Raw genomic sequence first — 22,591 nt, 5'->3', positions numbered from 1 at the left:
ATCTACTTAGTGTTAATCCCTCAGTTAATAGTTTTTAGTTAAAAGTGAAAAGTTATACATTTATTATTCTTCTCTTCCTAAAAATACTTTCCAAATATAACTTTGCCCAACTTTTAACTTTCAACTTTCAACGTTAAATCTTCGACCGTAAATACGCATCAATAAATGGATCCAAATCACCATCCATGACCGAATTTGTGTTACCTACCTCGTAGTTTGTCCGATGATCCTTCACCATACTATATGGATGGAAAACATATGACCGGATTTGACTGCCCCAGCTAATATCCTTTTGCTCGCCGCGAATTTCTGCAAGCTCAGCTTGCTGCTGCTCAATTTTAAGCTGGTAAAGCTTTGCTTTTAGCATTTTCATTGCTTTTTCACGGTTCTTGATTTGCGAACGTTCACTTTGGCACGTTACGACAGTATTTGTCGGCATATGTGTAATTCTTACTGCAGAGTCCGTTGTATTAACATGCTGACCACCCGCACCGCTTGAGCGATACGTATCAATTTTTAAATCCTCTGTATTTACTTCAATTTCAACGTCATCACTTAATTCAGGCATAACCTCACATGAAACAAACGACGTATGACGGCGTCCTGATGAATCAAATGGAGAGATTCGAACAAGTCGGTGAACCCCTTTTTCAGCTTTTAAATAGCCGTATGCATTGTGTCCTTGAATAAGCAGCGTTACACTTTTTACCCCTGCTTCATCTCCAGGTAAATAATCCATCGTCTCTACTTTATAGCCTTTATGCTCAGCCCAGCGCGTATACATACGGAGAAGCATAGAAGCCCAATCCTGTGATTCCGTTCCACCGGCACCCGGATGAAGCTCTAAGATCGCATTATTTTTATCATAAGGCTCACTTAACAGGAGCTGCAGTTCAAAATCGTTCAGCTTCTTCACAAGCGCTGTAACACCCGACACAAGCTCATCCTCGAGGCCTGCATCCGGCTCTTCCTTAACTAGCTCATACGAAACTTCCAGATCATCATACGTTTCCTGCAGCTCAAGATATTGGTTTACCTGCTCTTTCAAACCATTTGCTTCATTAATAACCGTTTGCGCTGCCTGCTGATCATCCCAAAATGAAGGGTCCGACATTTTCTCCTCTAACTCATCAATCCGCTCCTGCTTTTGTTCAAGGTCAAAGAGACCCCCTAAAGTCCGCTAATCGCTTAGCCATATTCGCCAATTCCTGCTTAATCTCAGTAAGTTCCACGTAAAAACACCTCTTATTTTAATTAGTTTAAAATTTATAGTTTAGAGTTAGAGTTAGTGTATGTAAATCTTCGAAGCATTAAAAGGAGGAGCTTCACATTGAAGCCCCTTCTTAGCAGTTAAAGTATAATGTAGAATTGAAGTCGTTTTTAAAGCGATATACTCTTACTTAAAGTTACCCCAAAAACACCTCTAAACTCTACACTCTAAACTCTAAACTTCAAACAAGCTTTACTGCCCACAACATTGCTTATACTTCTTCCCGCTGCCGCATGGGCATGGTTCGTTGCGTTTGATTTCCTGGCCTTTTCGGATTGGTTGTTTTTTTGCTGGTTGTTTGCTGCTTCCTGGCACAACCGCTTTTCCTTCAGCAACCTTTGTACGCTGCATATTTTGCTCAACTTGGGCCTTCATAATGTATGTCGCAACCTCTTCTTCAATCGATGCAATCATATCTTCAAACATTTGGAAGCCTTCGAATTTGTATTCACGCAGCGGGTCATTTTGTCCATATGCACGAAGGTGGATACCTTGGCGGAGCTGATCCATTTGGTCAATATGATTCATCCACTTACGATCAACCGCGCGCAGAACGATAACTTTTTCAAACTCACGCATACGTTCAGGTGTAAACTCAACCTCTTTTTGCTCATAGTGCTCTTTTACTTTTGCGATGATCAACTCGTTCATCTCTTCAGGATCTTTACCCCATAAGTCTTTTTCGGTAACATCTCCTTCATTAAGAACAGTCGCGTTTAAGTAACGGACAATTGCCGCGATATCCCAATCTTCAGGAACTTCATTAGCTGGAGTATGTGAGGCAACGACACGCTCAATGACGTCTTTCATCATTTCTTCAACGATTTCTCGAAGGTTATCAGACTCTAACACTTCCATACGCTGTTTATAAATGACTTCACGCTGCTCATTCATTACATCGTCATATGAAAGGACTTGTTTACGCGCATCGAAGTTATTCCCTTCCACACGTTTTTGCGCCGTTTCAACTGCACGGCTGACAAGCTTGCTTTCAATTGGCTGATCTTCTTCCATACCAAGCTTTTCCATCATTGTTTTCATATTATCAGAGCCAAAGCGACGCATAAGCTCATCTTCCATTGATAAATAAAATTGAGAAGAACCCGGATCCCCTTGACGCCCCGCACGACCACGAAGCTGATTATCAATACGACGGCTTTCATGGCGCTCTGTACCAAGAACATGAAGCCCGCCAAGCTCAAGCACTCCTTCACCTAGCTTAATGTCCGTACCACGGCCGGCCATGTTCGTGGCGATGGTTACGGCACCCTTTTGACCAGCATTTTCAATAATTTCTGCTTCTTTTTCATGGTTCTTCGCATTTAATACATGGTGCTTTACACCGCGTTTTTTCAATAATTGCGAAACGAGTTCTGACGTTTCAATGCTCACTGTACCAACAAGAACTGGTTGACCCTTATCATTCAGTTCAGCAATTTCCTCGACAACCGCATTAAACTTTCCTTTCATCGTCTTGTAGATTAAGTCAGGACGATCATCACGAATGACCGGTTTGTTCGTAGGAATCGACGAAACATTCATCCCGTAAATGTTACGGAATTCTTCTTCTTCCGTTTTCGCAGTACCCGTCATACCCGAAAGCTTCTGATAGCGGCGGAAATAGTTCTGGAACGTAATTGTCGCTAACGTCATGCTTTCACGCTGAATATTCAAGCCTTCTTTTGCTTCAATCGCTTGATGCAAACCATCACTGTAGCGGCGCCCCTTCATTAAACGTCCTGTAAATTGGTCAACGATAACGACTTCACCGTCTTCAACAACATAATCTGTATCACGAAGCATGACCGCATGCGCTTTTAGTGCTTGATTAATATGGTGATTAAGCTGAACGTGAGCGGAATCGTATAAGTTTTCAATATTAAACGCCTTTTCGGCTTTGTTAACCCCTTCTTCAGTCAGCTGAACATTTTTTGTTTTTTCATCAAGTGTGTAATCCTCTTCTTTTTTCAGCATACGAACAAATGCATTTGCCTGCATATAAAGAACCGTCGACTTCTCAGCTGAACCTGAAATAATTAACGGAGTACGAGCCTCATCAATCAAGATCGAGTCAACTTCATCGACAAGAGCAAAATATAACGGGCGTTGAACCATTTCTTCTTTATATAACACCATGTTGTCACGAAGGTAGTCAAAGCCAAATTCATTGTTCGTTCCATATGTAATATCGCAAGCATACGCTTCCCGCTTCTCTTCCTTCGTTAAACTATTTTCATTCAAACCTACAGTCAGTCCTAAAAAGCGGTAGAGCTCACCCATCATCTCACTGTCACGACGAGCTAAGTATTCGTTGACAGTAACAACATGAACACCTTTACCTGTTAATGCATTTAAGTATACGGGCAGAGTCGCAACTAATGTTTTCCCTTCCCCGGTTTTCATTTCGGCAATATCTCCATTATGAAGAACCATGCCCCCTAATAATTGAACAGGGTAATGGCGCATATTCAGTACTCGGGTTGAGCCTTCCCTAACAGCCGCAAACGCTTCAGGCAAGATTTTATCCAATGACTCGCCGTCCTCTTGAATGCGCTTTTTAAACTCTTCCGTTTTCTGACGTAACCCATCATCAGACAGCTTCTTGAACTCATCGCCTAATGCCTCAATTTCATCCACTGTTTTCTGCATCTTCTTAAGCTGACGCTGACCAGGATCACCAACAATTTTTTTTAATAATCCTAACATTGTTTATACGCTCCCTTTATCACAACTAACATAGCTTGTGTTCATTAATAAAACCTAACTTTTTTATATGTAATACTGGAAAATTTATGTTCTTTTAGCCTAACTTTAATTTTAACAGTTTACGGTAATGGAGACAAGGAACCTCAAATATAATGTAAAATTTAGAATGTAAAATGTAAAATTGCGGTTTGTGGGAGGATTTTTGTTTGAGCTTTATTCAGTTTAGAGTTTAGAGTTTAGAGTTGAAAAGAAAATGTAAAATGTAAAATGTAGAATGTAAAATTTAAAATTAAAAGACTAAAACCTAGGGAGTTTGAAAGTGCTTCTTTGAGTAAACTAAATCATTTTACATTTTACATTAAAAGAACACAGCGTTTCCGCTGTGTTCTTGGTTAAGTATTCTTATTCCGGCTCGATTAGGCCGTAGCGTCCGTCTTTACGGCGGTATACGACGTTTGTGTCACCGTTTACTGCATTTGAGAATACGAAGAAATTGTGACCGAGCATATCCATTTGAAGAATTGCTTCTTCAGCATCCATCGGCTTTAAGTTAAAACGCTTAGTACGAACAACTTCGATTTCGTCCTCATCAAATGTTGCTTCAGGCTCAACATCATTACGGAACATATATTTTAAGCTGCCCTCTTGGCGGAACTTGCGATTTACTTTCGTTTTATGTTTACGGATTTGGCGCTCAAGCTTTTCAACAACAAGATCGATTGCTGCATACATATCAGTATGAGTTTCCTCAGCACGTAATAGTAATTGTGCCATTGGAATTGTTACCTCAATAATGTGTTGATTGTTGAGCACTTGCATACGTACATTCACATCAGAAGTTGGAGTATCGTCGAAGTATCGCTCTAATTTACCAACCTTTTTCTCGACATAGTTTCTTAAAGCTGGAGTTATTTCAATGTTTTCACCACGAATGTTATAGTTCATATAAAAAACTCCTCCTTTCTTATACTTACATAATTCTATTTCCTTAAATTCTTTTCCTTCTAAAACTTTGAAAATATTTGTCGTTTTTGTGAAGGAATAAACATCATCAACCCTAAATAAGGTTACCCATTACCAAACTAAATATACAACCAAACATTTGTTAAGTAAACGTAACTTTCTGTGACAAAAGAAGTTCCGCGATGCATTTCAGCTTAACTAACATTAAGCTATTTAAATATAAAAACCCACCCCCGTAAAGAGGTGGGATGTAATCGCTATATTCATCTAGTCCCCATTTTGTCCAGGAATGTGAATTAAAGCTTGTTTACGTTTGCCGCTTGTGGTCCGCGAGCACCTTCTACGATTTCGAATTCAACTTCTTGTCCTTCGTCTAAAGTTTTGAATCCTTCAGATTGAATAGCAGAGAAGTGTACAAACACATCGTCTCCATCTTCACGTTCGATAAACCCAAAACCTTTTTCTGCGTTAAACCATTTTACTTTTCCTTGCATGTTTCACATTCCCTTCATAAATAAAATCCAGTGGAGGCAGTGTATGAAATCCCTTCCACAATTTCAATATAACAATAGCACTATCTGTAGTCAAACTATTTCGTCATCTTAAATTCGACAACTCTTTGTCGAATTTCCTTTGCTACATTTCCTCACTTCTCCATCTTACATACTAGGACAAAATACATCAAAAATTGTTAAAAAGTCATAAAAAATGTCAGAAAATTATTGCAATTAGGGTAACCCTCTCATATAATAAAGAAGTAGTGATCAGTCAGGTACCAAAAAGAACTAGTCCATACATACTACAAACTTTCACACCACATAAACATAACTACCTTGCTTCTTACTTCTATATCGCCCCTTGTCATACCCCCGGACAACTGGTCAGTCATATTCAAGCATGTTCACAGCTACATAATTTCTACCCATTACAGTGACCATGCAACAAACTTGCTGCTAGTCGGCTTCCGTCGATCTCGTTTCATTAACAGCTACTCCATTCATTCTAGCCATGTATCACTTCAGCACAAGTTTGCAGTTTAGCGGTAAAATGCCACAGAGATGTAGGTGCATATACGATTAGAATAATTCTCTTATTATAGTGGACTACAATTTCTGTGGCGTTTACCGCTCCTCTATTATCCTGGGTATGTTTTATATTAGTGCTTCGCTGCCTATGCGAGGTGCTTTTTTGTCCTATTCTCCCTCTTTTAAAAAAATAAAAAAAAGAAACTTTTATAGTGGATTAGTGGGGGAACTACTATTTTCCATAGTTAAAATATGGTATTATGATAGTAAGACGATAAATTATTATACGGAGGTTTTTAAATGCTCGGTTCCCGAATTCGTGATTTACGTTCCAAAAAAGGGTTAACAATGACCGAACTTGCAAACCGTGCACAAGTTGCCAAGTCATACTTAAGTTCAGTCGAACGAAACCTTCAAACAAATCCATCTATACAATTTCTAGATAAAATTTCAAAGGAACTTAATGTTGATGTCCCTTTTTTACTAGATACGGACAAAGAAGACGTTGACAAACAATTAGATAACGAATGGATACAACTTGCGAAAGAGGCTCAAGAGTCAGGTATCTCAAAAGAACAGTTCAAGGAATTTCTTGAATTTTCAAAATGGCAAAAGCTAAGAAGGAGCTGAATAATGTCCCTTCTTAGTTTCTTTGTTTTCATTAAGAAATTTCCTGATTTCTGCAGGTGTCAGACCGATTTTCTTAGCTTCAATTAATAACCGCAACCATTCTCTATCAATGAAACTATTTTTCACCTCTATATGCGGTATGTCCAATACTATAACCTCCAATTATTCGGCAACCCAGCTATCATAGAAAAAATGCTACCTTTCCTTAGACCTGAGGCTTTGCGTCCTTACTTTTCAATAAGTTTGCCCTTTCTATTATTCCGAAAATAGAGTATTACATTAGATACCTACTGAAATCCTACGTCTTAAAAATCATTCGTTTTCCTATAGTCATTTTAATCTAATCAAATAGTAACACATTTCCAACGATTTAGTTACAATAATAGTTCCAATTTTTGTGACATATATCCACAAATATCTAGTAAATGTAATTAAATGGTAATTAATTCCCGTTGGAAATTCTAGTAAAAAAATAAAGTGCCTACAAACTGTAAGCACTTTTTGACAAAACTTGTCACTTTATGTCCTTCTATTTTTTCTTATCAAAAAATAGTCCATCCGTATATACTGATTCATAAGGATGATCGTATCGTTTGTTTGTTTCCTTTTTTCTATTTAAATCACTAATATCTCTATTAATCATCACAGATGCAATCTTTAACTTACTATTAATCTCATGATTCATCTTTACAATGACTTGCCCAAGCTTCCTCTCAGAATCGGTAGGAGTATCCTTTAATTGCTTGATGAGGTCTTCACGTTCTGCCAGAAGCTGTTCAATTCTTTCAATATAAGATTCCCGTTCTTCCTTTGGCATCTGCATCTGCAGGTGATCAAATAATTGCTTCGTCACCTCATACACAGCTTTGATCGTAGACACTATGCCTGACCACCTTGACCATGACGTTGCTTACGATCAATGGCAATAACTTCTTTCCACGTATCACGGAACTCTGTTACAAACTGTTCGGCCTCGGCAAGTGCCGCTCGATCACTTTTGACATTTGCATCAATCAAACGGCTTAAGACAAAATCATACATTCTCAACATATTTTGTCCAAGTTCACTATCCGTTTTTAATGTCACCATAAGTTCACGGATAATATTTTGCGCTTTGATGATGTTCGTATTTTTTGCCTCAACATCATTCTTTTCAATTGCCGTATTCGCTAGCTTGATAAACTTTAAGCAGCCATTATAAAGCATTAGCGTCAGTTCACCAGGTGAAGCTGTCGCTGTTGTATTTTGTTTATATTTAGCTGCATATGGGTTTGGAATGGCCATTTTTTTACCTCCTAAAAATCTCTTTTATTATTGTTGTGACCCAAATAAGTGGGAATATAAAAATTCAGCCTGACTATTTGCTTGCTGCATTGCTTTTTCCATTGCCGTAAATTGGCGCCAATGTCGATCTTCTACTTGTTGAAGACGACGCTCAAAGTTAGAAATACGATCATCAAGTGAACTAATATTTCTTCCAAGGGTAAACTGATGGTTCAAGCGCCCTTCAGCTCCGGCACGTGAAACGACCTGGTCACGTGTCGTTGCCAAGCTATCACGCATCCGTCGTGCAATCCCCTTATCAGCATTCGTCGGTCCATCTGCTGCAAAAATTTGAAAAACAGCTTCCGGATCTTGTTCAATCGCTGCTCTCAGCTTATCCTCATTAATTTGCAGCTTCCCGCGATCCATATAATTACTTGTTGTCGTAATACCTAAATCTGTCAGCTGCTTAAATGGGGCATTCTCACCAACGGCTACAGGAGTGTAAATATCAACCCGCAAGCGATTTAAGCCACTTGATAACATTTGATCATTGCGAAGCATCCCGCTTTTCGCCTTTTCCTCCCACTGCTCTGCTTCTCGCTCAGACAAAGCTTCTCTTTCCTCTTTTGTTAACGGTTTATAATCGCGATATTTCTCTTCCTTCAACTTCCCATTAATCGTATCAATCATTTCGTTATATTCATCAACGAACGCTTTGATCGTGTCGAAGATTTTTTGCGTGTCAGTATTAACTGTAAGGTTTACAGCTCCATCAGTGAATGTGTCCTTTAGGGTGATCGTTACACCGTTGACTGTGAATGTGTTTGTTGGACGTTCTGTTGCAAGACCGTTGATTGTGAATTGGGCATTTTCGCCGCCTTGTTCATTAGTCTGATCGAACTTCAAGACATTTGTTAAAAACACACTCTCCGTAAAATCAATTTCATACCCACCCGTTTCTTTCACACCTGTTGTTGGATTTTCTCCATTAGTATTAAAGTTTCCGGTTTCTTTACGGGTCATTGTAATTTTATCTGTATGTTCATCATAAAAAGCATTTAACCCAAGTTTTGAATTATTTATTTTCGTGATTACATCATTTAGAGATTCATTAGCGTTAATTTTGAAGGTGGCTTCTACAGGACCCTTTGATGTATGGGTTGTAATCCCAAATTCAACATATTCATAGCTATAATCCGCAGCAATTAAACTTCCTTTACTTAATTGTTTATTAAAAGTAAGATCACCTGTATCTTGATTGACAAGTACCTTATTTGTATCGCCTGAATTATTATAATCGGCAGCATTCGTAAAAACGCTAAACTCTACACCGTCTACTTTTATAGCAGTGATATCACTTATTCCTCCATTTTGCAGTTTAAATCTAGTTCCAGCATTATTTACCTGAATTTCTTCACCAGTAACGTTTTCCTTTACCCAATCAAAATCAGCTAGATTACCTTTCATGGAACGTAAGCTTTTACTAGGGTCAATCTTCTCGCCATTAGAAATTGATTCAGCACTCGAATTATAAGCAGCCGATGCCAAGCGGTCGACTCTTTGTATGTTATAGGTGGCATTACTTGCAGTTGCGCTGGCCGTAGCTGTTACTTTCGCAGAGTTAGAGCTAATGACCGCTTTTGACGTCATATTCGCTCTTCTCATTACACCATCAAAAATATTGTCACGAAACTTTGTCAGTAACAGGTTCATCTCCCGGTAGGAGTCGCGCTGCCACTCAAGAGTTTGACGTTGCTGTGTTAATTTATCCAAAGGCATCCGCTCTGCGCGCATGAGATCCTTCATAATTTGATTTATATCCATCCCACTGGCTAAACCAGTTATCCTCATTCGTTTAACCTCCTTACTTACACTGCACTTCTATGTAAGCAATAGCTTCTGCCTTTAATTAAGCGTTTAACTAATTCAAAAATCACTTATTATTTATATCGGTTGGTTTTTGGCGATTTTAATGAAAAATCATAAAAAAAGGCGAAAATAAAAAAGAAGTGTCGATTTTTTGCCATCAACCCTTCTTCTTAGGCCATTTTAAACGCGCTTATCTACAATAAAACCTAAATGCTCCATCATGGATGAAACCATGTCCAAAAACTCCTCCGGCGGAATTTCCCGAACAACTTCATCTGTTTCTTTATTAACGACTTGAACATAATAACGATCCAGCTTTTCATGAAAGTTAAATTTTAAAGAGGTCGTATTCATTGCCAAAAACTCATTCATATTGTCGACTTGCTTCAACAAATCATCCTTGGTTTTGTTTTCTTCGCGAACACTTTTAATTTCTTGTTGAATTTGTTCTTTCATCATTTCACTTTTTGCTTCTAAAGAGGTGTTCCCGTCATCATGTGCCGTCATTTTTTTCTTAAGAGACGCTTGTTCAACTGGAACAATTGATGATGCTGACTTGATCTCCATACTTCTCACCCCTACAATAGTATTTGTTATCTCTTATATCGTCAGAACAGTCAAAAACTTTCACTACATTAAACTATTTATAAATAAAAATTCACGAATTATTGCAGGACTCATGAAACATCTCAAAAATCATTACCGATTGGAGGGGTTTACTTGAAGATTATCATCGCACCCGACTCTTATAAAGGAAGTTTAAGCTCGATTGATGTTGGAAAGGCAATGAAAAAAGGCCTGCAAAAAGCGCTGCCTAATGCAGAGTTCGCCCTTTTTCCGATGGCAGATGGAGGGGAAGGAACAATTGATGCTCTCCTTTTTCATGCAAAAGGAGAACGTGTCTCCATAAAAACGAAAGGACCGCTCGGCAAAGAACAAACGTCAACCATCGCCATCAGTCACGATAAAAAGCTGGCGATCATTGAAAGTGCCCTGATTATTGGACTCCCACTCCTTCATGAGCACGAGCGCAATCCTCTATCAGCAACATCCTATGGTCTAGGGGAAGCCATTCTTTATTGCTTAAAACAAGGCATTGAACAGTTTATCATCGGACTTGGCGGAAGTGCGACGAATGATGGGGGCGCCGGAATGCTAGAAGCAGTAGGTGCTACTTTTTACACAGATGGAAAACAAGAGAAGAGCATTACACCAGACAAGCTTGCCGTTATTGATAAGATTGACCTGGCAACACTTGATCCAAGACTAAAAAAAGCCCGTTTCACGATCGCGTCTGACGTCGACAACCCATTATGTGGTGACAATGGGGCCTCTGCCGTTTTCGGACCGCAAAAAGGGGCAACTGCTGAAATGGTTGAACAGCTTGATCAAACACTAGCACACTATCAACAGCTATTCAGTAAAGAAACTCGCACTCTGAGCAATAAACCAGGAGCCGGGGCTGCAGGCGGATTAGGGTTTGCCTTCCTTCTTCTTGGAGGACAGTTAAAACCTGGTGCTGAGTTAATCTCCCAGTACAGTCAGATCGAAAAAGAATTACGAACCGCTGACCTTTTACTGACTGGAGAAGGAATGACAGACTACCAAACGAAATTTGGCAAAGCACCATTCTATCTGGCAACACTTGCAAAAAAACATGATCTCCCCGTGATTATTCTTTCAGGAAGTCTCGGTAAAAACTATCTCGAACTATCAACACATATCAACAGCTTCTTCTCCATTATTCAAAAACCAACAACATTAGCTGAGGCAATGAATGATACCGAGCGATTGGTTGAGGAAGCAGCTTTTAATATTGGACAACTGATTAAATGTAAAATTTAAAATGTAAAATTATGTGGGCTGCTCAAAGAAGAACTTCCTTGAAATCCTTTCAACCATTTTACATTTTACATTTTTAATTTTAAATTTTAGAACGGTTTCACCGTCATTAGTATGATCAGGATGACGACGGCAATTTGGGCTGTGATGTTGTAGGGAACGATCTGTTTTCCGATTTGGAGATATCCTTCTGGAAGATCTTCTCCTTGGTGTCCTTCGAGGATTTCTATTTGCCGTTTCGCCCCCTTTGGGATAAGGACGGCAACAATTGGTTGGACAGCAACGTAAATAATGAGCGAGGCAATATACCAAATTTCAGTAAATAAATGCGGGGACAATATTCCGAGAATTAATCCGGTAATAAGCAAGGTAATACTACCTACTTTTGCTAGTTTCTCAATTCCTAAACTTACCGAAAGTGCAAATTTTGCCTGGGTTACTGTTCTCGGACTGTTCATTATAATCGGCAACGCAAAGGTAGCTCCTAACCCACAAACTGCCGCAATAATATGTACGGCTAATAACACAGTGTACGTCGTCGTCATACAGAACACCTCCTCAATTATAAAAGCCTATCTTCATAGTATGAATGTTATTTAAAAACTTTCCTCTTTTTTTCTCAGTACGTACTACCTATAAAAAAATAGAGCAGCCCCAAGGGACTGCTCTATGAATACATGCTATAATTTCAAATCTACATTTCCACCTAGATGCGGCTGGGCCGCCTGTTGGATTGCCTTTGTATCAGCTGTGCTCATTAGCTTCTGCAACGCTTCCCCTTGCTGTTCGGCATTGCCCATTGCTTTTTTCATCACTGACATCGATGCTTGCTGTTGCAGCTGTCCTTGACTTAATGCCATTGAAAGTAATGCGATATCCATCGTTTCACCACCTTATGACTAATGAATCACCGAGTGCAATTGTTGTTCTAACGCCGCAACTTCTTTTTTCAGACGGTTAAACTGATCGTTTACTGACTCTTTTTCAACATCTGATAAGTTATCCTCTAGAACTGACTGTGCAATCCGCTTCATTTCAAGAAGCTTCTCATTCATTTCATCTAGAATTTGTGCCTGATTCTTTGTCCACTCCAGCTGTTCTTCAAGAAACTTCCGCTGCTCTTGCTTGTCTTGATCCACTTTAATTCCTCCTGTAAAACACGGCTTGAATCTATTTTAACAAAAAAATAAGGTACCAGATACCCAAAGAAAGCACCTGATACCTCTGTAAGTCTACTTATTGTTTTGCAGTTTTGCGGCTTCATAGATTCTTGTAAAACGGTCATCCGCTTTAGCGAAGATCGAATCTGCTGGGTATTGACCGTTTTCATTGCGAATATTTCCGGCACGGACACCTGTTAAAATTTCGATTCCTTCAGCGATATGACCAATGGCCCAAATATGAAATTGACCTTCTTTCACAGCATTGACAACCTGTTGGTCGAGCATTAAGTTTCTTACATTTTGCTTAGGAATAATCACTCCCTGTTCTCCAGTTAAGCCCTTCTCCTTACAAATATGATAGAAACCTTCAATCTTTTCATTCACACCACCGATTGTCTGAATTTCACCCCATTGATTAACCGAGCCTGTCACTGCAATCCCTTGATTGATCGGCACTTCAGCTAACGATGATAACAGAACATACAGCTCGGTACTCGATGCACTGTCACCGTCAATTTTTGAATACGTCTGTTCAAACGTAATACTTGCGGATAGCGGAATCGGCCGATTTTTTGCAAATTGTCCTGAAAGAAAACCAGTAAGAATCATCATCCCTTTGTGATGTATCTGTCCACTTAATGCAGCTTCTCTTTCAATATTCATGATCCCGCCTTTTCCTGCGAATGTTTGCGCCGTAATCTTCGTTGGGATACCGAAGACCGAATCCCTTGTTCCAAGCACAGCAAGTCCGTTAATTTGTCCAACTCGGAAGCCTTCCGTTTCAATCATAATTGTGTCATTGCTAATCATTTCACGGTACTGTTCTGGAACATGGTTTGAGCGCTGTACTTTTTCCGATAAAGCTTTGTCAATATGACGCGCGTCAACAAAAGATTCATTGTCCTTCTTCGCCCAGTAATTTGATTCCACAAGAATTTTCGTAATATCGTGAAAACGCGTCGTTAATTTCGATTGCTCATCAACTAAGCGCGAGCTGTAATCAATCACCTTCGCAACTGCTCTTTTATGAAACGGTAACAGGTGCTGCTGCTCGGCATAATTTTTCACAAAGCCTGCCATTTTCCTGCTGTTTTCCTCGTCTTTTTCCATCACTGTATCAAATTCGACCTTCACTTTAAAAAGCTTATCAAAATCCTCATCCAGTGTTGAAAGCAGTTCATACAGATAATAAGACCCGATAATTATCACTTTAATATTCAACGGGATCGGCTCAGGCTTAATCGTGCTCGTTGGAAACGCCCCGCGCTCTTCATATGGATTCTCAATCCGCACACTTTCCGTTTGCAGCGCTCTTTTCAACCCCGTCCACGCATCAGGCTGCTGAAGCAATTCCATCGCCTGCACAATTAAATAACCGCCGTTTGCCAAATGAAATGCCCCTGGCTTCAAAAATGAAAAATCAGTAACCCAGCTGCCAAACTGCCCTTGATACTCAAGCTTCCCAAATAAATTATGATACGTTGGATTTGTTTCATAAATAACAGGAGCACCCTCTAAGTTCTTGTTATTCACAAACAAATTGACGATATAACGATGAAGCTGCTGCTCTTTGGAACCGATTAAGGCACTAAGAATGTCCTGTTCCTCCTCATCATCCGATAAAAAGAAGGAATAATGCTCGACAACATCCTGAAGGTAAGCCTCTAAATAAGCATGCACCTTCTCATTATCCTTGTATGCCTCCTGAAGCGGTTGAAACAAGCCCTCAACCGCATATGAAGCCGTTTTATTGTTAAATTCCTGTACATTTTTCCGTAAATACTCTTCCACTTTACGTATCTGATGGATCGTCTCCTGCAGTTTTCCTTCAACCAATTTCTCTCTTTCTTTAATCAGCTCTTTATATTCATCAGCCATCTGCGCATATTCACTCAAATTAATCGTTTTTCCAAATCGAAGTGGAATCGTATTAATCCCCGCTTGCGTACGTTCGATTTTGAAGTTTTGTTCTAAAGCAAAGTCATCTGCCTTTGACCAAAGCTCATCAACCTTTGCAAGAAAGTGGTCAACAATTGCTCGCTTCTTTTTTTCATATACATCACTCGAGAATGCTGTGCGAAGCTCCCTCTCAATCTCCATTACTAATGTTTCAATTTTCCGTTGAAACTGCTGCCCCTCACCTGCAGGGAATGAAATTACAAGTGGCCGATCAGGATTTTCAAAATTATAGACATAGCACCAATCTAACGGAATCTCACGCTTAGCAGCCATTTTTGCCACACTTTCCTGTGTATACGTCATTCTCCCAGTGCCATTTGGACCAACGACAAATAAGTTATAACCTGTTTGTTCAACAGATAATCCAAAATCCATCGCCTGCGCTGCCCGCTGCTGACCAATCATTTCATTCGGTAATACATCAAGCTCATCCGTTGTTTCAAATGCAAACTTCTCCGGATCAAATTCTGATCGAAGTGATGAAACCGGTAACCGATGAAGTGCTAACATACTTTTATATTCTTCTCTATTCATAAAAACACCCACTTTGCATTTTGCTAGGACCAAAGACGTCGTTTTAGTAAAAAATTATATTACTATACGGACTTATTTAGACAACCTCCACCCTTTTTCCTGTGAATTTTCAGATTGTTCATGAAATGTCTATATCTTTAGGGGGAGTTTATGAACAAAAAAAGAGCAGCATTTTTGCTACTCTTCAAATAGTGTATGAAGTTCAATGTCTAATCCCGGGACAGTTTTCACTGAGATACAACCTTCACGATCAAAGATGTCAGGACGACCATACTTCCCGTCTTGTAAAGTATGAACCATTACCACTTGATCAACAGGATGAACAATCCAGTATTCCTTTACACCATTCTTTTCATAGAGGTTCATCTTCCGGATATAATCATGAGAGGCATTCGACGGTAAAAGAATTTCAACAACAAGATCAGGAGCCCCTTTACAACCTCGATCAAGAAGTAACCTATTGGCTACTCCTCTACTTTTCTCAACTTATTTAATAACTAAACATATAAAAAAACTATGAAATAACAGTAAAACTCTGCATCCTATTTATCACACCCGCCATTCATACCTTGACTGAAAGTTCTCCTGGATGATGGCAGTTTGGTGGTGACCATACTCAACACTTTCGCTAACGATAAAGTCAACTCTGGACATTTCATTTTCGTATTCGATCAAAACATACCAAGGCTGAAAAATATTTAACTTATCTTCGTTAAATAAGTATTGCAACCCTAACGTATTAGTAACGGAAATGTCCTTCTTCTCACTTTCAATTGGTATTTCATAAACAACAATCGGCTCATCAGGGTCAGAGCTAATATACCAATGAAACCGAATGGCTGATTCTGTTTCAACTTGCAAATTTACTAAAATGGTAATCGAATGATTCTTTTCTGTGAACCTATCTGTCATCGTGATAGGTTTGAAGTCAGCTGTCGTATCCTCACAAATCGTAATGGACTTTATCATACCGCTTCCCCCCTTAGATGTTAATCACTCACTCTTCCCCATAAAACATTCTTAAACTTCTTAGACTTAGAATACGAAATAATCGTACCTATACTATTACCTTTCTTATGTTCGCTGACGCTTTTTCTAACTGTATGACGAGGAGATGATGCTAGAGGGTCTTCTATTAAACTAGTTTGATTGTACAAATCAAAAGAATCCTTCGTTGTTACTTTCTGCTCAATTCTTTTCTTCGATTGCCACTTTCTTAGTTTAGTATCAGTTGATACCGGAAGCTGAATTCCCCAATAAGATAACATTTTACATCCACCCCAATCTCTAAAAATTGGAAATATAGTATATATTAACTATATTACCGATTGTAAATTTTGTCAATATTATGACATAATAGGATAAATTTCGTAGGTAACATCCATCATTCTCCTAAATTCGGACTAAAGAAAAAGAGCAACCTCCCCCGGTTACTCCTTAAAACATGTCTATAGTTCGATATCCTCCCCTAAATTATCATTCCATTTCCTAGACTTCCTTCAATAAGGAAGGATGGTGTACATTAGAAAGAATTGAAAATCTAGTATGCTCAGTTCTAAATATTGACATAGATGAAACAAGATTTTTCAAGGGAATGCCAAGCACTGTTCCCCGAAGATGCTCCTTTTATTGCTTAGAACGAACTTTACTTCATATAACCTTCAACCAATTCATAGCATCTTTTTTCTGTTAGTGTTGCCAATGTACTCAAATATTGAACTCTGGCAAATGTGCCACCTTCAAATTCGGCAGCATCTTCCTCCGCCTTTTGATCTCTGTACGAAATCCAATTCCTCTGCTCATTACGCAATTTTTCAAATTCACTGCCTGGCATTTGTTGTTTTAGAACTCCGTAAATTTCATTAAGAGCATCATCCCACCGTTCGTATCGCTTACTCTCCGCTTCGGTCAATTCGATAGTGACTCCATTTTTATACAAATAGTCTAAGTCGCTAAGACCTTTTTCAATCTCTGCAAGTTTTTGTAAGTATTTATTTTTCTGGCTGGCCGCCTTTTTCTTAGCTTCGGCCTCTGCTATTTTCTGAGCTTCTAGTTCTTCCGCCTCTTTTTTCTTTTTCTCCTCTTCTATTCTTTGTTGACTTTGGCTTATCTCCTTCGAAAAAGTATTAAATGAGTCATCTTGACTAAGCTCAGTAAGCAGTACTTCCGCTTCAGCAAAATTCCCATCATCAATCAGTTTCTCGATCGTATCCAATCTTTCCGTAATCATACTTTCCTTTTCTTTGTTTTCTTTTGCCAAGTTCAAATCTCGTTCGACCTGTTTCTTTATCGTACTATTCAATGATGGATCTTGAATCAGCTCATTTGCTTTTGCAATAACTCCTTCCCAATCACCATTTTCCAAATCAATTAAAATCGTATTCATCCTTTTTATTTGCTCAAGTATTACCGTTGCACTTTCGTCATTCGGTTTTTCAGACAATGCCAACTCCAGAAAGCCTTCACCTTTGTCAAATTCGGCGCTGGCAATTGCGAGCTTCGCTTCCTCCATCGCCTTATCATAAGTACTGTTGCCACACCCAGACAAAAGGATCACAACAATCAGAAAACAAACAATCTTCTTCACGCCTACTCCCCCTTTTCTAATAACTATAAACAGGTAAATCCTGGTTAGCAATTAGAATAGTAAAAATTACATACACCTCCATTTGCGAAACATTGCTCTTTCACCGAAAAGTCCCCTAATACACTTCTAAAAAATCTTATTCTTAAACAAGCCGGTACTTACATACTGTGAATATAGTTGTTAAACCGAGTTAGTGAATGGGCTCCTCTTCTATCTTATTCAAGAAAAACTGCCCATTCCCAGAAAAAATATGTAATCGGCGGAGGATATAAAATGAAAACATGTAGTTCATGCGGTCACGAACATAATAATGATGCTTCTTTTTGCGTTAAATGTGGTACCTCACTTTCAACAAATAGCAATGAAGAGATGATTGACCGGAAGAAAAAGAAACCTATTAATAAAGGATCCATTATCTTAATCACACTTGCTGCTGCAATCATCTTTACCGTTTTTACCGCATACCACTTAATAGCCAAAAATTATAGTGAGGAGGCTGTGACCGAGGAATTTACATCCGCACTGCTCGAAAAAAATAAAGAACGATTAAGAGAAATGATTAGTCCTTCTGATTCGCGGTTAAAAATTAACAATCAAAGTTTAGACAGTTTATTTGCACTTATTGATAAAGAGCCCTCATTAATTCAGGAAATTGAAAACTCTTTAAAAGATGAAGGGTTAGGAAACCATCTGTTCTTCATACGGAAAGACGGGCGGCACTATGGAACTTTTCAACGATATAACGTTGATACACCTGGATATTTTATTAATATCAAGCATCCAGATGCAGAAACAACCGTCTTTTTAAATAATAGTGAAATTGGAGTCATTGAAAATACTAAGAATGCAAAGGAATTTGGACCTTTTCTGGCAGGTGTGTACGACCTTAAGCTCCTCTATACAATAGAAGAGCAGCAAATAGAAGAAAACTTCCCCATTCTATTGACTGGTACAAAGACGACAACAGAAATCACCGTTAATAACGAACCTGATGAAGAACCAAAAGAGAACACAAATGAAGAGCGTAAAGAAACAGTGATTATTAAAGAAGTGATCAGAGAAGTCCCAAGTACAATTCCCAATCCTAGTTATAATTATTATCTGCTTCCGCACAGCAGCCATGCTTATTTAACCTATTCAGACATCGCCGGATTCTCCCAAAACGAGTTACGTATTGCCAGAAACGAAATCTTCGCACGTCACGGTTATATTTTTCAATCAAAAGACCTTCAACACTACTTTAACAATCAGCAATGGTATACTCCGAATGCAAACTATAACGGACACTTATCAACAATAGAACAATACAATGTTAATTTCATTCGTTCCTATGAATAGTGAAGTCTGTTTAATAACAAACACACCCCAATTAATTGGTAGTTTTTTTACTAATTGGGGTGTAGTTCACTTTTGGAATGCGGAAACTCTCTACAACACACGTCTTTCAACTGATTTTCTTAATAGCATTATCTAATTTTTAACATTTTACTGCAAATCCAGATTCCTTCGAGGTCTGTGTTTGATAATTAACATCCATGAACGATTGTCCTTTCAATGTAAGAAAAGTTTTTCAATAGAAAAAGAGACCCTAGAAATTAAAGTGTACCCTTTGTAAAGGACGTTTTTAAAAAAAGACTAGACAGCCTTAATTAGATGATCTCTGTATTGTACAGGGGTCATCTTATTTAAATTCCATTGATATCTGTGGTTATTATAATAATTCATATAATCCTTGATCTCTCGTTTTAGTTCTCCTAATGTTTCACAAGGTTTTATACAGGCTTCATCTTTGAAGTGACCGAAAAACGATTCCTGTGGTGCGTTATCCCAACAGTTTCCTCGCCTTGACATAGACTGTCCTAACTTATAATTCTTCACCATTTTTTGAAAGGTGGGATTGGTATAATGAACCCCTTGATCAGAGTGTATAAATGCTCCATCTGCTGCTTTGAATCTTTTGTTTCTCTTTAAAATTTTCAAAGTATCCATGGCTAAATCCAGTGTCATTCGATCCAAAATGTGATAGGCAAGAATCTCATTAGTAGACCCATCTTTAATAGTAGACAAATACGCCTTTTTTCCTTTACCATAGAACAAATATGTAATATCAGTCAAAAGCACTTTTCCTGGAATTGCTTGTTTGAGTTCTAACAAATTTGGTATCACCCTGTGTTCCTTGGTTGCTCTCATCATTCTTCGATATGGATTTGCTTTTCTGATTGGGCAAATGATTGTGTATTTATTCATTATTCGTCTGATCCGTTTTAAATTATAGACAATATTAAACTTACCCGCCAAAAGTCATCTTAATTTGCCTAGCTCCTTTTTTTCTATTTTTATATTGAAAAGCTTTTAATACATTTTTCTTTAAAATAAGATCTTTGGCCTCTCTAAGCTTGCGTTTCTCTATGGATTTTAAAGAGAAAAAGTTATAGTAACCCGAACGCGAAACTCCTGAAGTTTTACATAAGAAACCAACCATATTTTTGAGTTTTTACTTTTCAATTACTGAACGAATCAAGAGAAACTTCAATTCAGTAGAATTCTTTACTGGCTTCTCCCCATCCCCCTTTCGATCATATCTAACTTTTTTAATAATTAATTTTTAGCTTTCAAGAGTTGAACTTGTGCTTCTAACCTCACATTTTTTTCTTCTAACGTAAGTTCTCTTTTAAGAGGTCTGCCACTAAAATTTGCACGTGAATCCTTTAGCCCTAACACACCAAATTTTTTATATACAGTACGCCATCTATTAGCAGTCTTCTTAAGTCGGTCTGATCCAATTACTTGAATATTAAAACCATTTTCTTCAAATATTTCACGTGGAGATTTTCCTTTTTCACTTTCAGAAATAAATATTTTTTTAAACTCTTCTGTATAAGTAATAGCCTTTTTGCTGGCCGATTTAACATTAGATGGATAGGCTACTGAGTTGGACAGAAAAGTTAAGGTCAAGTAGACTACAGATAATATACTTGAGGAGAATCTACGATGACTAAACGAAAACGTCGAACATTTACTGAAGAATTTAAACAACAGATCGTCCAGCTCTATCTTAACGGAAAACCAAGGAAGGACATCATCCAGGAGTATGAACTAACACCTTCAACATTGGATAAGTGGGTGAGTCAGAGCAAAAACTCTGGATCATTCAAGGAAAAAGACAATCTAACAGATGAACAAAAGGAACTGATGGAACTTCGAAAGCGAAATAAGCAACTAGAAATGGAGAACGATATTTTAAAGCAAGCCGCGCTGATACTAGGACGAAAGTAAATGTAATCAAGAATAACCAACACAAATACTCGATATCAGCAATGTGCAGAGTCCTACAACTACCTAGAAGTACATATTATTACGAAGCAAAAGAACGGTCAGCAGAGGATGATATCACCACGGATGTGATTGAAGTCTTCCGTGCAAGTCGTCAAAATTATGGGACACGTAAGATCAAAGTAGAGTTAAAAAGCGTGGGCTAATCGTTTCTAGACGAAGGATTGGCCGCATCATGCGGGAGCAAGGCCTTGTCTCTACTTACACGGTAGCACAATTTAAACCACATACAAAGTCATGCAATGAATCCGAACAGAAGAATGAATTAAACCGCGAGTTTGACCAAGAAAAAGAAATGAAAGCGATCGTAAGTGACTTAACATACGTAAGAGTGAATCGAAAATGGCATTACGTATGTGTATTTGTCGATCTCTTTAATCGAGAAATCGTGGGCTTCTGTACGGGCCCAAATAAAGATACATTACTCGTCTACCGTGCTTTCGCATCTATGGAGTGGGAAGCGAGGAAAACAGACTACCCCCTTTGCAGAGGGTAGGAATGCTCAGTACGCTTTACCCAAAAAAATCAGCGTGGAGTACGGAGCTGCGTACGAATGACGAGAAGATGCCTCTATCAATTGATAGAAGGTTGCCTAGGTCCAGCTTTATCAACCAATTTACCACAAATTACATCTCTCCTACCTAGCTTTTCAGCTACTGGGACGGGATCATCTAGGAAAAACAAAGTCCTTCTAACGGACTAATCAACGCTCGGTTACAAGCGTTGCTGAAGAACAAGGGAAAACTTCAGAGTGTTACAGGTTTTTATCAACCAAGAAACGCCTTCAGCCTCTTAGTAGGGTGGTCCACCACATCTATTAAATTAAGGAGTATTTATTCTGCTAGTTATTGTTTTAAAGAAAAAAATAAAATCCTTTTTTTCCCCCTCTCCTCTCTACTATCAAAATTTCATAAGAAAAGATTTTTTTGAATAGTGTTTTTAGATGGTGAACATGCCGATGTAATAGAAGAAAGATATCTAATAATTGAAAAAGGAGAATGATAGATGATTATTAAATTTGGAGATGTGTATAAGGCAGAATTATCTATAGATGGAAGGGATAAAGTAAACCCCGTTGTTATTGTTTAGAATGATATGGCAAACAAATACTCAGACAAAGTGATTGTTTGTATTATTGATATTGAATTACAAAATGCAGAGCTTCCTACTCATTTACCGTTTTCAAATAAAGAATTTGAAAACGGTGCTGTAATCAAGACTGATGAGATTATGCCGGTTAGAAAAGAACGATTATTAAACAAAATTTCTCGTTTGACAGACGAGGAACAAATAGAATTAAAAAATACTCTTCAAATAACATTGCAGATAGTGGAGTTTTAAACATTTATTCAATAGTAAAAAAGGTATGAGAGGGCTCATACCTTTTTTGTTTGATTGACTTTTAGTCATTACAACTAAAACCTATTAATCATTTTTAGGCATA

21 protein-coding genes, 3 pseudogenes and 1 riboswitch are annotated in these 22,591 nt (G+C 38.3%); of the genes and pseudogenes, 6 read left to right on the top strand and 18 right to left on the bottom strand.

Features of this window, described 5'->3' with window-relative positions:
* Positions 1–133: 133 nt before the first annotated feature.
* From prfB to ACJ2A9_RS13810, 4 genes are all read right to left on the bottom strand, one after another.
* A protein-coding gene (gene prfB / locus ACJ2A9_RS13825) for a peptide chain release factor 2 (RefSeq protein ID WP_441422258.1) occupies positions 134–1,232 on the bottom strand; the annotation gives its coding sequence in 2 pieces (ribosomal slippage) (positions 134–1,168 and positions 1,170–1,232; 1,098 coding nt in all).
* A 230-nt stretch (positions 1,233–1,462) separates the two neighbouring features.
* Positions 1,463–3,976, bottom strand: a complete 2,514-nt coding sequence (gene secA, locus ACJ2A9_RS13820; protein ID WP_441422257.1) for a preprotein translocase subunit SecA — start codon at positions 3,974–3,976, stop codon at positions 1,463–1,465.
* Between the two features lie 402 nt (positions 3,977–4,378).
* Entirely contained in the window at positions 4,379–4,921 is a 543-nt protein-coding gene (hpf, locus tag ACJ2A9_RS13815; protein WP_441422256.1) for a ribosome hibernation-promoting factor, HPF/YfiA family, read from the bottom strand.
* A gap of 314 nt (positions 4,922–5,235) precedes the next feature.
* Positions 5,236–5,433 (bottom strand): cold shock domain-containing protein, encoded by a 198-nt coding sequence (locus ACJ2A9_RS13810; RefSeq protein ID WP_441422255.1) that lies wholly within the window; start codon positions 5,431–5,433, stop codon positions 5,236–5,238.
* 831 nt (positions 5,434–6,264) lie between these two features.
* On the opposite strand from ACJ2A9_RS13810, the gene ACJ2A9_RS13805 reads away from it, so the two are divergent.
* Positions 6,265–6,594, top strand: coding sequence for a helix-turn-helix domain-containing protein (locus tag ACJ2A9_RS13805; protein ID WP_441422254.1), 330 nt, complete (start codon positions 6,265–6,267; stop codon positions 6,592–6,594).
* Here ACJ2A9_RS13805 and ACJ2A9_RS13800 read toward each other — a convergent pair.
* From ACJ2A9_RS13800 to ACJ2A9_RS13780, 5 genes are all read right to left on the bottom strand, one after another.
* The gene (locus ACJ2A9_RS13800) at positions 6,580–6,741 is read right to left on the bottom strand and encodes an anti-repressor SinI family protein (RefSeq protein WP_441422253.1); all 162 of its coding nucleotides are present in this window, start codon (positions 6,739–6,741) and stop codon (positions 6,580–6,582) included. The genes ACJ2A9_RS13805 and ACJ2A9_RS13800 overlap by 15 nt on opposite strands.
* A gap of 18 nt (positions 6,742–6,759) precedes the next feature.
* Positions 6,760–6,852, bottom strand: a riboswitch (cyclic di-GMP riboswitch).
* A 271-nt stretch (positions 6,853–7,123) separates the two neighbouring features.
* Positions 7,124–7,474 carry a flagellar protein FliT gene (locus ACJ2A9_RS13795; RefSeq protein ID WP_441422252.1) on the bottom strand — a complete coding sequence of 117 codons (351 nt, stop codon included), beginning with the start codon at positions 7,472–7,474 and terminating at the stop codon, positions 7,124–7,126.
* The gene (fliS, locus tag ACJ2A9_RS13790; protein WP_441422251.1) at positions 7,474–7,878 is read right to left on the bottom strand and encodes a flagellar export chaperone FliS; all 405 of its coding nucleotides are present in this window, start codon (positions 7,876–7,878) and stop codon (positions 7,474–7,476) included. The genes ACJ2A9_RS13795 and fliS overlap by 1 nt, the downstream gene beginning before the upstream one ends.
* A 27-nt stretch (positions 7,879–7,905) precedes the next feature.
* A complete protein-coding gene (locus ACJ2A9_RS13785) occupies positions 7,906–9,711 on the bottom strand; it encodes a flagellar hook-associated protein 2 (RefSeq protein ID WP_441422250.1) in 1,806 nt (601 codons plus the stop codon).
* A 198-nt stretch (positions 9,712–9,909) separates the two neighbouring features.
* Positions 9,910–10,296: a flagellar protein FlaG gene (locus ACJ2A9_RS13780; protein ID WP_441422249.1), complete on the bottom strand. Its 387-nt coding sequence runs from the start codon at positions 10,294–10,296 to the stop codon at positions 9,910–9,912.
* Positions 10,297–10,449: 153 nt separating this feature from the next.
* Between ACJ2A9_RS13780 and ACJ2A9_RS13775 the strand changes: the two genes are divergently transcribed.
* Positions 10,450–11,574: a glycerate kinase gene (locus ACJ2A9_RS13775; protein WP_441422248.1), complete on the top strand. Its 1,125-nt coding sequence runs from the start codon at positions 10,450–10,452 to the stop codon at positions 11,572–11,574.
* A gap of 86 nt (positions 11,575–11,660) precedes the next feature.
* On the opposite strand, the gene ACJ2A9_RS13770 is transcribed toward ACJ2A9_RS13775, so the two are convergent.
* From ACJ2A9_RS13770 to ACJ2A9_RS13735, 8 genes and pseudogenes are all read right to left on the bottom strand, one after another.
* Positions 11,661–12,116, bottom strand: a complete 456-nt coding sequence (locus ACJ2A9_RS13770; protein WP_441422247.1) for a DUF2269 family protein — start codon at positions 12,114–12,116, stop codon at positions 11,661–11,663.
* A gap of 135 nt (positions 12,117–12,251) precedes the next feature.
* Positions 12,252–12,452 carry a YjfB family protein gene (locus ACJ2A9_RS13765; RefSeq protein WP_441422246.1) on the bottom strand — a complete coding sequence of 67 codons (201 nt, stop codon included), beginning with the start codon at positions 12,450–12,452 and terminating at the stop codon, positions 12,252–12,254.
* A gap of 18 nt (positions 12,453–12,470) precedes the next feature.
* A complete protein-coding gene (locus tag ACJ2A9_RS13760; protein WP_441422245.1) occupies positions 12,471–12,710 on the bottom strand; it encodes a hypothetical protein in 240 nt (79 codons plus the stop codon).
* A 93-nt stretch (positions 12,711–12,803) separates the two neighbouring features.
* Positions 12,804–15,227 carry a Lon protease family protein gene (locus ACJ2A9_RS13755; RefSeq protein WP_441422244.1) on the bottom strand — a complete coding sequence of 808 codons (2,424 nt, stop codon included), beginning with the start codon at positions 15,225–15,227 and terminating at the stop codon, positions 12,804–12,806.
* A gap of 177 nt (positions 15,228–15,404) precedes the next feature.
* Positions 15,405–15,665, bottom strand: a pseudogene (locus ACJ2A9_RS13750) (Uma2 family endonuclease); the annotation flags it as partial.
* A 111-nt stretch (positions 15,666–15,776) separates the two neighbouring features.
* Positions 15,777–16,196 (bottom strand): hypothetical protein, encoded by a 420-nt coding sequence (locus ACJ2A9_RS13745; protein WP_441422243.1) that lies wholly within the window; start codon positions 16,194–16,196, stop codon positions 15,777–15,779.
* 20 nt (positions 16,197–16,216) lie between these two features.
* Positions 16,217–16,495: a hypothetical protein gene (locus ACJ2A9_RS13740; RefSeq protein ID WP_441422242.1), complete on the bottom strand. Its 279-nt coding sequence runs from the start codon at positions 16,493–16,495 to the stop codon at positions 16,217–16,219.
* 377 nt (positions 16,496–16,872) lie between these two features.
* Complete coding sequence (locus ACJ2A9_RS13735) at positions 16,873–17,814, bottom strand: lysozyme inhibitor LprI family protein (RefSeq protein WP_441422241.1); 942 nt, start codon at positions 17,812–17,814, stop codon at positions 16,873–16,875.
* 273 nt (positions 17,815–18,087) lie between these two features.
* Between ACJ2A9_RS13735 and ACJ2A9_RS13730 the strand changes: the two genes are divergently transcribed.
* Entirely contained in the window at positions 18,088–19,152 is a 1,065-nt protein-coding gene (locus ACJ2A9_RS13730) for a YARHG domain-containing protein (protein WP_441422240.1), read from the top strand.
* 297 nt (positions 19,153–19,449) lie between these two features.
* Here ACJ2A9_RS13730 and ACJ2A9_RS13725 read toward each other — a convergent pair.
* Positions 19,450–20,769: pseudogene (locus ACJ2A9_RS13725) on the bottom strand (IS3 family transposase).
* A gap of 36 nt (positions 20,770–20,805) precedes the next feature.
* On the opposite strand from ACJ2A9_RS13725, the pseudogene ACJ2A9_RS13720 reads away from it, so the two are divergent.
* From ACJ2A9_RS13720 to ACJ2A9_RS13710, 3 genes and pseudogenes are all read left to right on the top strand, one after another.
* Positions 20,806–21,185: pseudogene (locus tag ACJ2A9_RS13720) on the top strand (transposase); the annotation flags it as partial.
* A gap of 137 nt (positions 21,186–21,322) precedes the next feature.
* Positions 21,323–21,643, top strand: coding sequence for a DDE-type integrase/transposase/recombinase (locus ACJ2A9_RS13715; protein ID WP_441422239.1), 321 nt, complete (start codon positions 21,323–21,325; stop codon positions 21,641–21,643).
* 599 nt (positions 21,644–22,242) lie between these two features.
* Positions 22,243–22,488, top strand: coding sequence for a type II toxin-antitoxin system PemK/MazF family toxin (locus ACJ2A9_RS13710; protein ID WP_441422238.1), 246 nt, complete (start codon positions 22,243–22,245; stop codon positions 22,486–22,488).
* The last annotated feature ends 103 nt before the right edge of the window (positions 22,489–22,591 follow it).

The sequence above is a fragment of the Anaerobacillus sp. MEB173 genome (assembly GCF_052119505.1).
Lineage (GTDB): Bacteria > Bacillota > Bacilli > Bacillales > JBJMAU01 > JBJMAU01.
The sequence above is the reverse complement of the archived record's forward strand: the minus strand, read 5'-3'. Positions and strand labels throughout refer to the sequence as shown.

Excerpts from the sequence above, each read along its gene's own strand:
- secA (WP_441422257.1), bottom strand. The coding sequence starts at position 3,976 with ATGTTAGGATTATTAAAAAAAATTGTTGGTGATCCTGGTCAGCGTCAG.
- hpf (WP_441422256.1), bottom strand. The coding sequence starts at position 4,921 with ATGAACTATAACATTCGTGGTGAAAACATTGAAATAACTCCAGCTTTA.
- ACJ2A9_RS13810 (WP_441422255.1), bottom strand. The coding sequence starts at position 5,433 with ATGCAAGGAAAAGTAAAATGGTTTAACGCAGAAAAAGGTTTTGGGTTT.
- ACJ2A9_RS13805 (WP_441422254.1), top strand. The coding sequence starts at position 6,265 with ATGCTCGGTTCCCGAATTCGTGATTTACGTTCCAAAAAAGGGTTAACA.
- fliS (WP_441422251.1), bottom strand. The coding sequence starts at position 7,878 with ATGGCCATTCCAAACCCATATGCAGCTAAATATAAACAAAATACAACA.
- ACJ2A9_RS13785 (WP_441422250.1), bottom strand. The coding sequence starts at position 9,711 with ATGAGGATAACTGGTTTAGCCAGTGGGATGGATATAAATCAAATTATG.
- ACJ2A9_RS13780 (WP_441422249.1), bottom strand. The coding sequence starts at position 10,296 with ATGGAGATCAAGTCAGCATCATCAATTGTTCCAGTTGAACAAGCGTCT.
- ACJ2A9_RS13770 (WP_441422247.1), bottom strand. The coding sequence starts at position 12,116 with ATGACGACGACGTACACTGTGTTATTAGCCGTACATATTATTGCGGCA.
- ACJ2A9_RS13765 (WP_441422246.1), bottom strand. The coding sequence starts at position 12,452 with ATGGATATCGCATTACTTTCAATGGCATTAAGTCAAGGACAGCTGCAA.
- ACJ2A9_RS13755 (WP_441422244.1), bottom strand. The coding sequence starts at position 15,227 with ATGAATAGAGAAGAATATAAAAGTATGTTAGCACTTCATCGGTTACCG.
- ACJ2A9_RS13745 (WP_441422243.1), bottom strand. The coding sequence starts at position 16,196 with ATGATAAAGTCCATTACGATTTGTGAGGATACGACAGCTGACTTCAAA.
- ACJ2A9_RS13740 (WP_441422242.1), bottom strand. The coding sequence starts at position 16,495 with ATGTTATCTTATTGGGGAATTCAGCTTCCGGTATCAACTGATACTAAA.
- ACJ2A9_RS13730 (WP_441422240.1), top strand. The coding sequence starts at position 18,088 with ATGAAAACATGTAGTTCATGCGGTCACGAACATAATAATGATGCTTCT.
- ACJ2A9_RS13715 (WP_441422239.1), top strand. The coding sequence starts at position 21,323 with ATGCGGGAGCAAGGCCTTGTCTCTACTTACACGGTAGCACAATTTAAA.
- ACJ2A9_RS13710 (WP_441422238.1), top strand. The coding sequence starts at position 22,243 with ATGGCAAACAAATACTCAGACAAAGTGATTGTTTGTATTATTGATATT.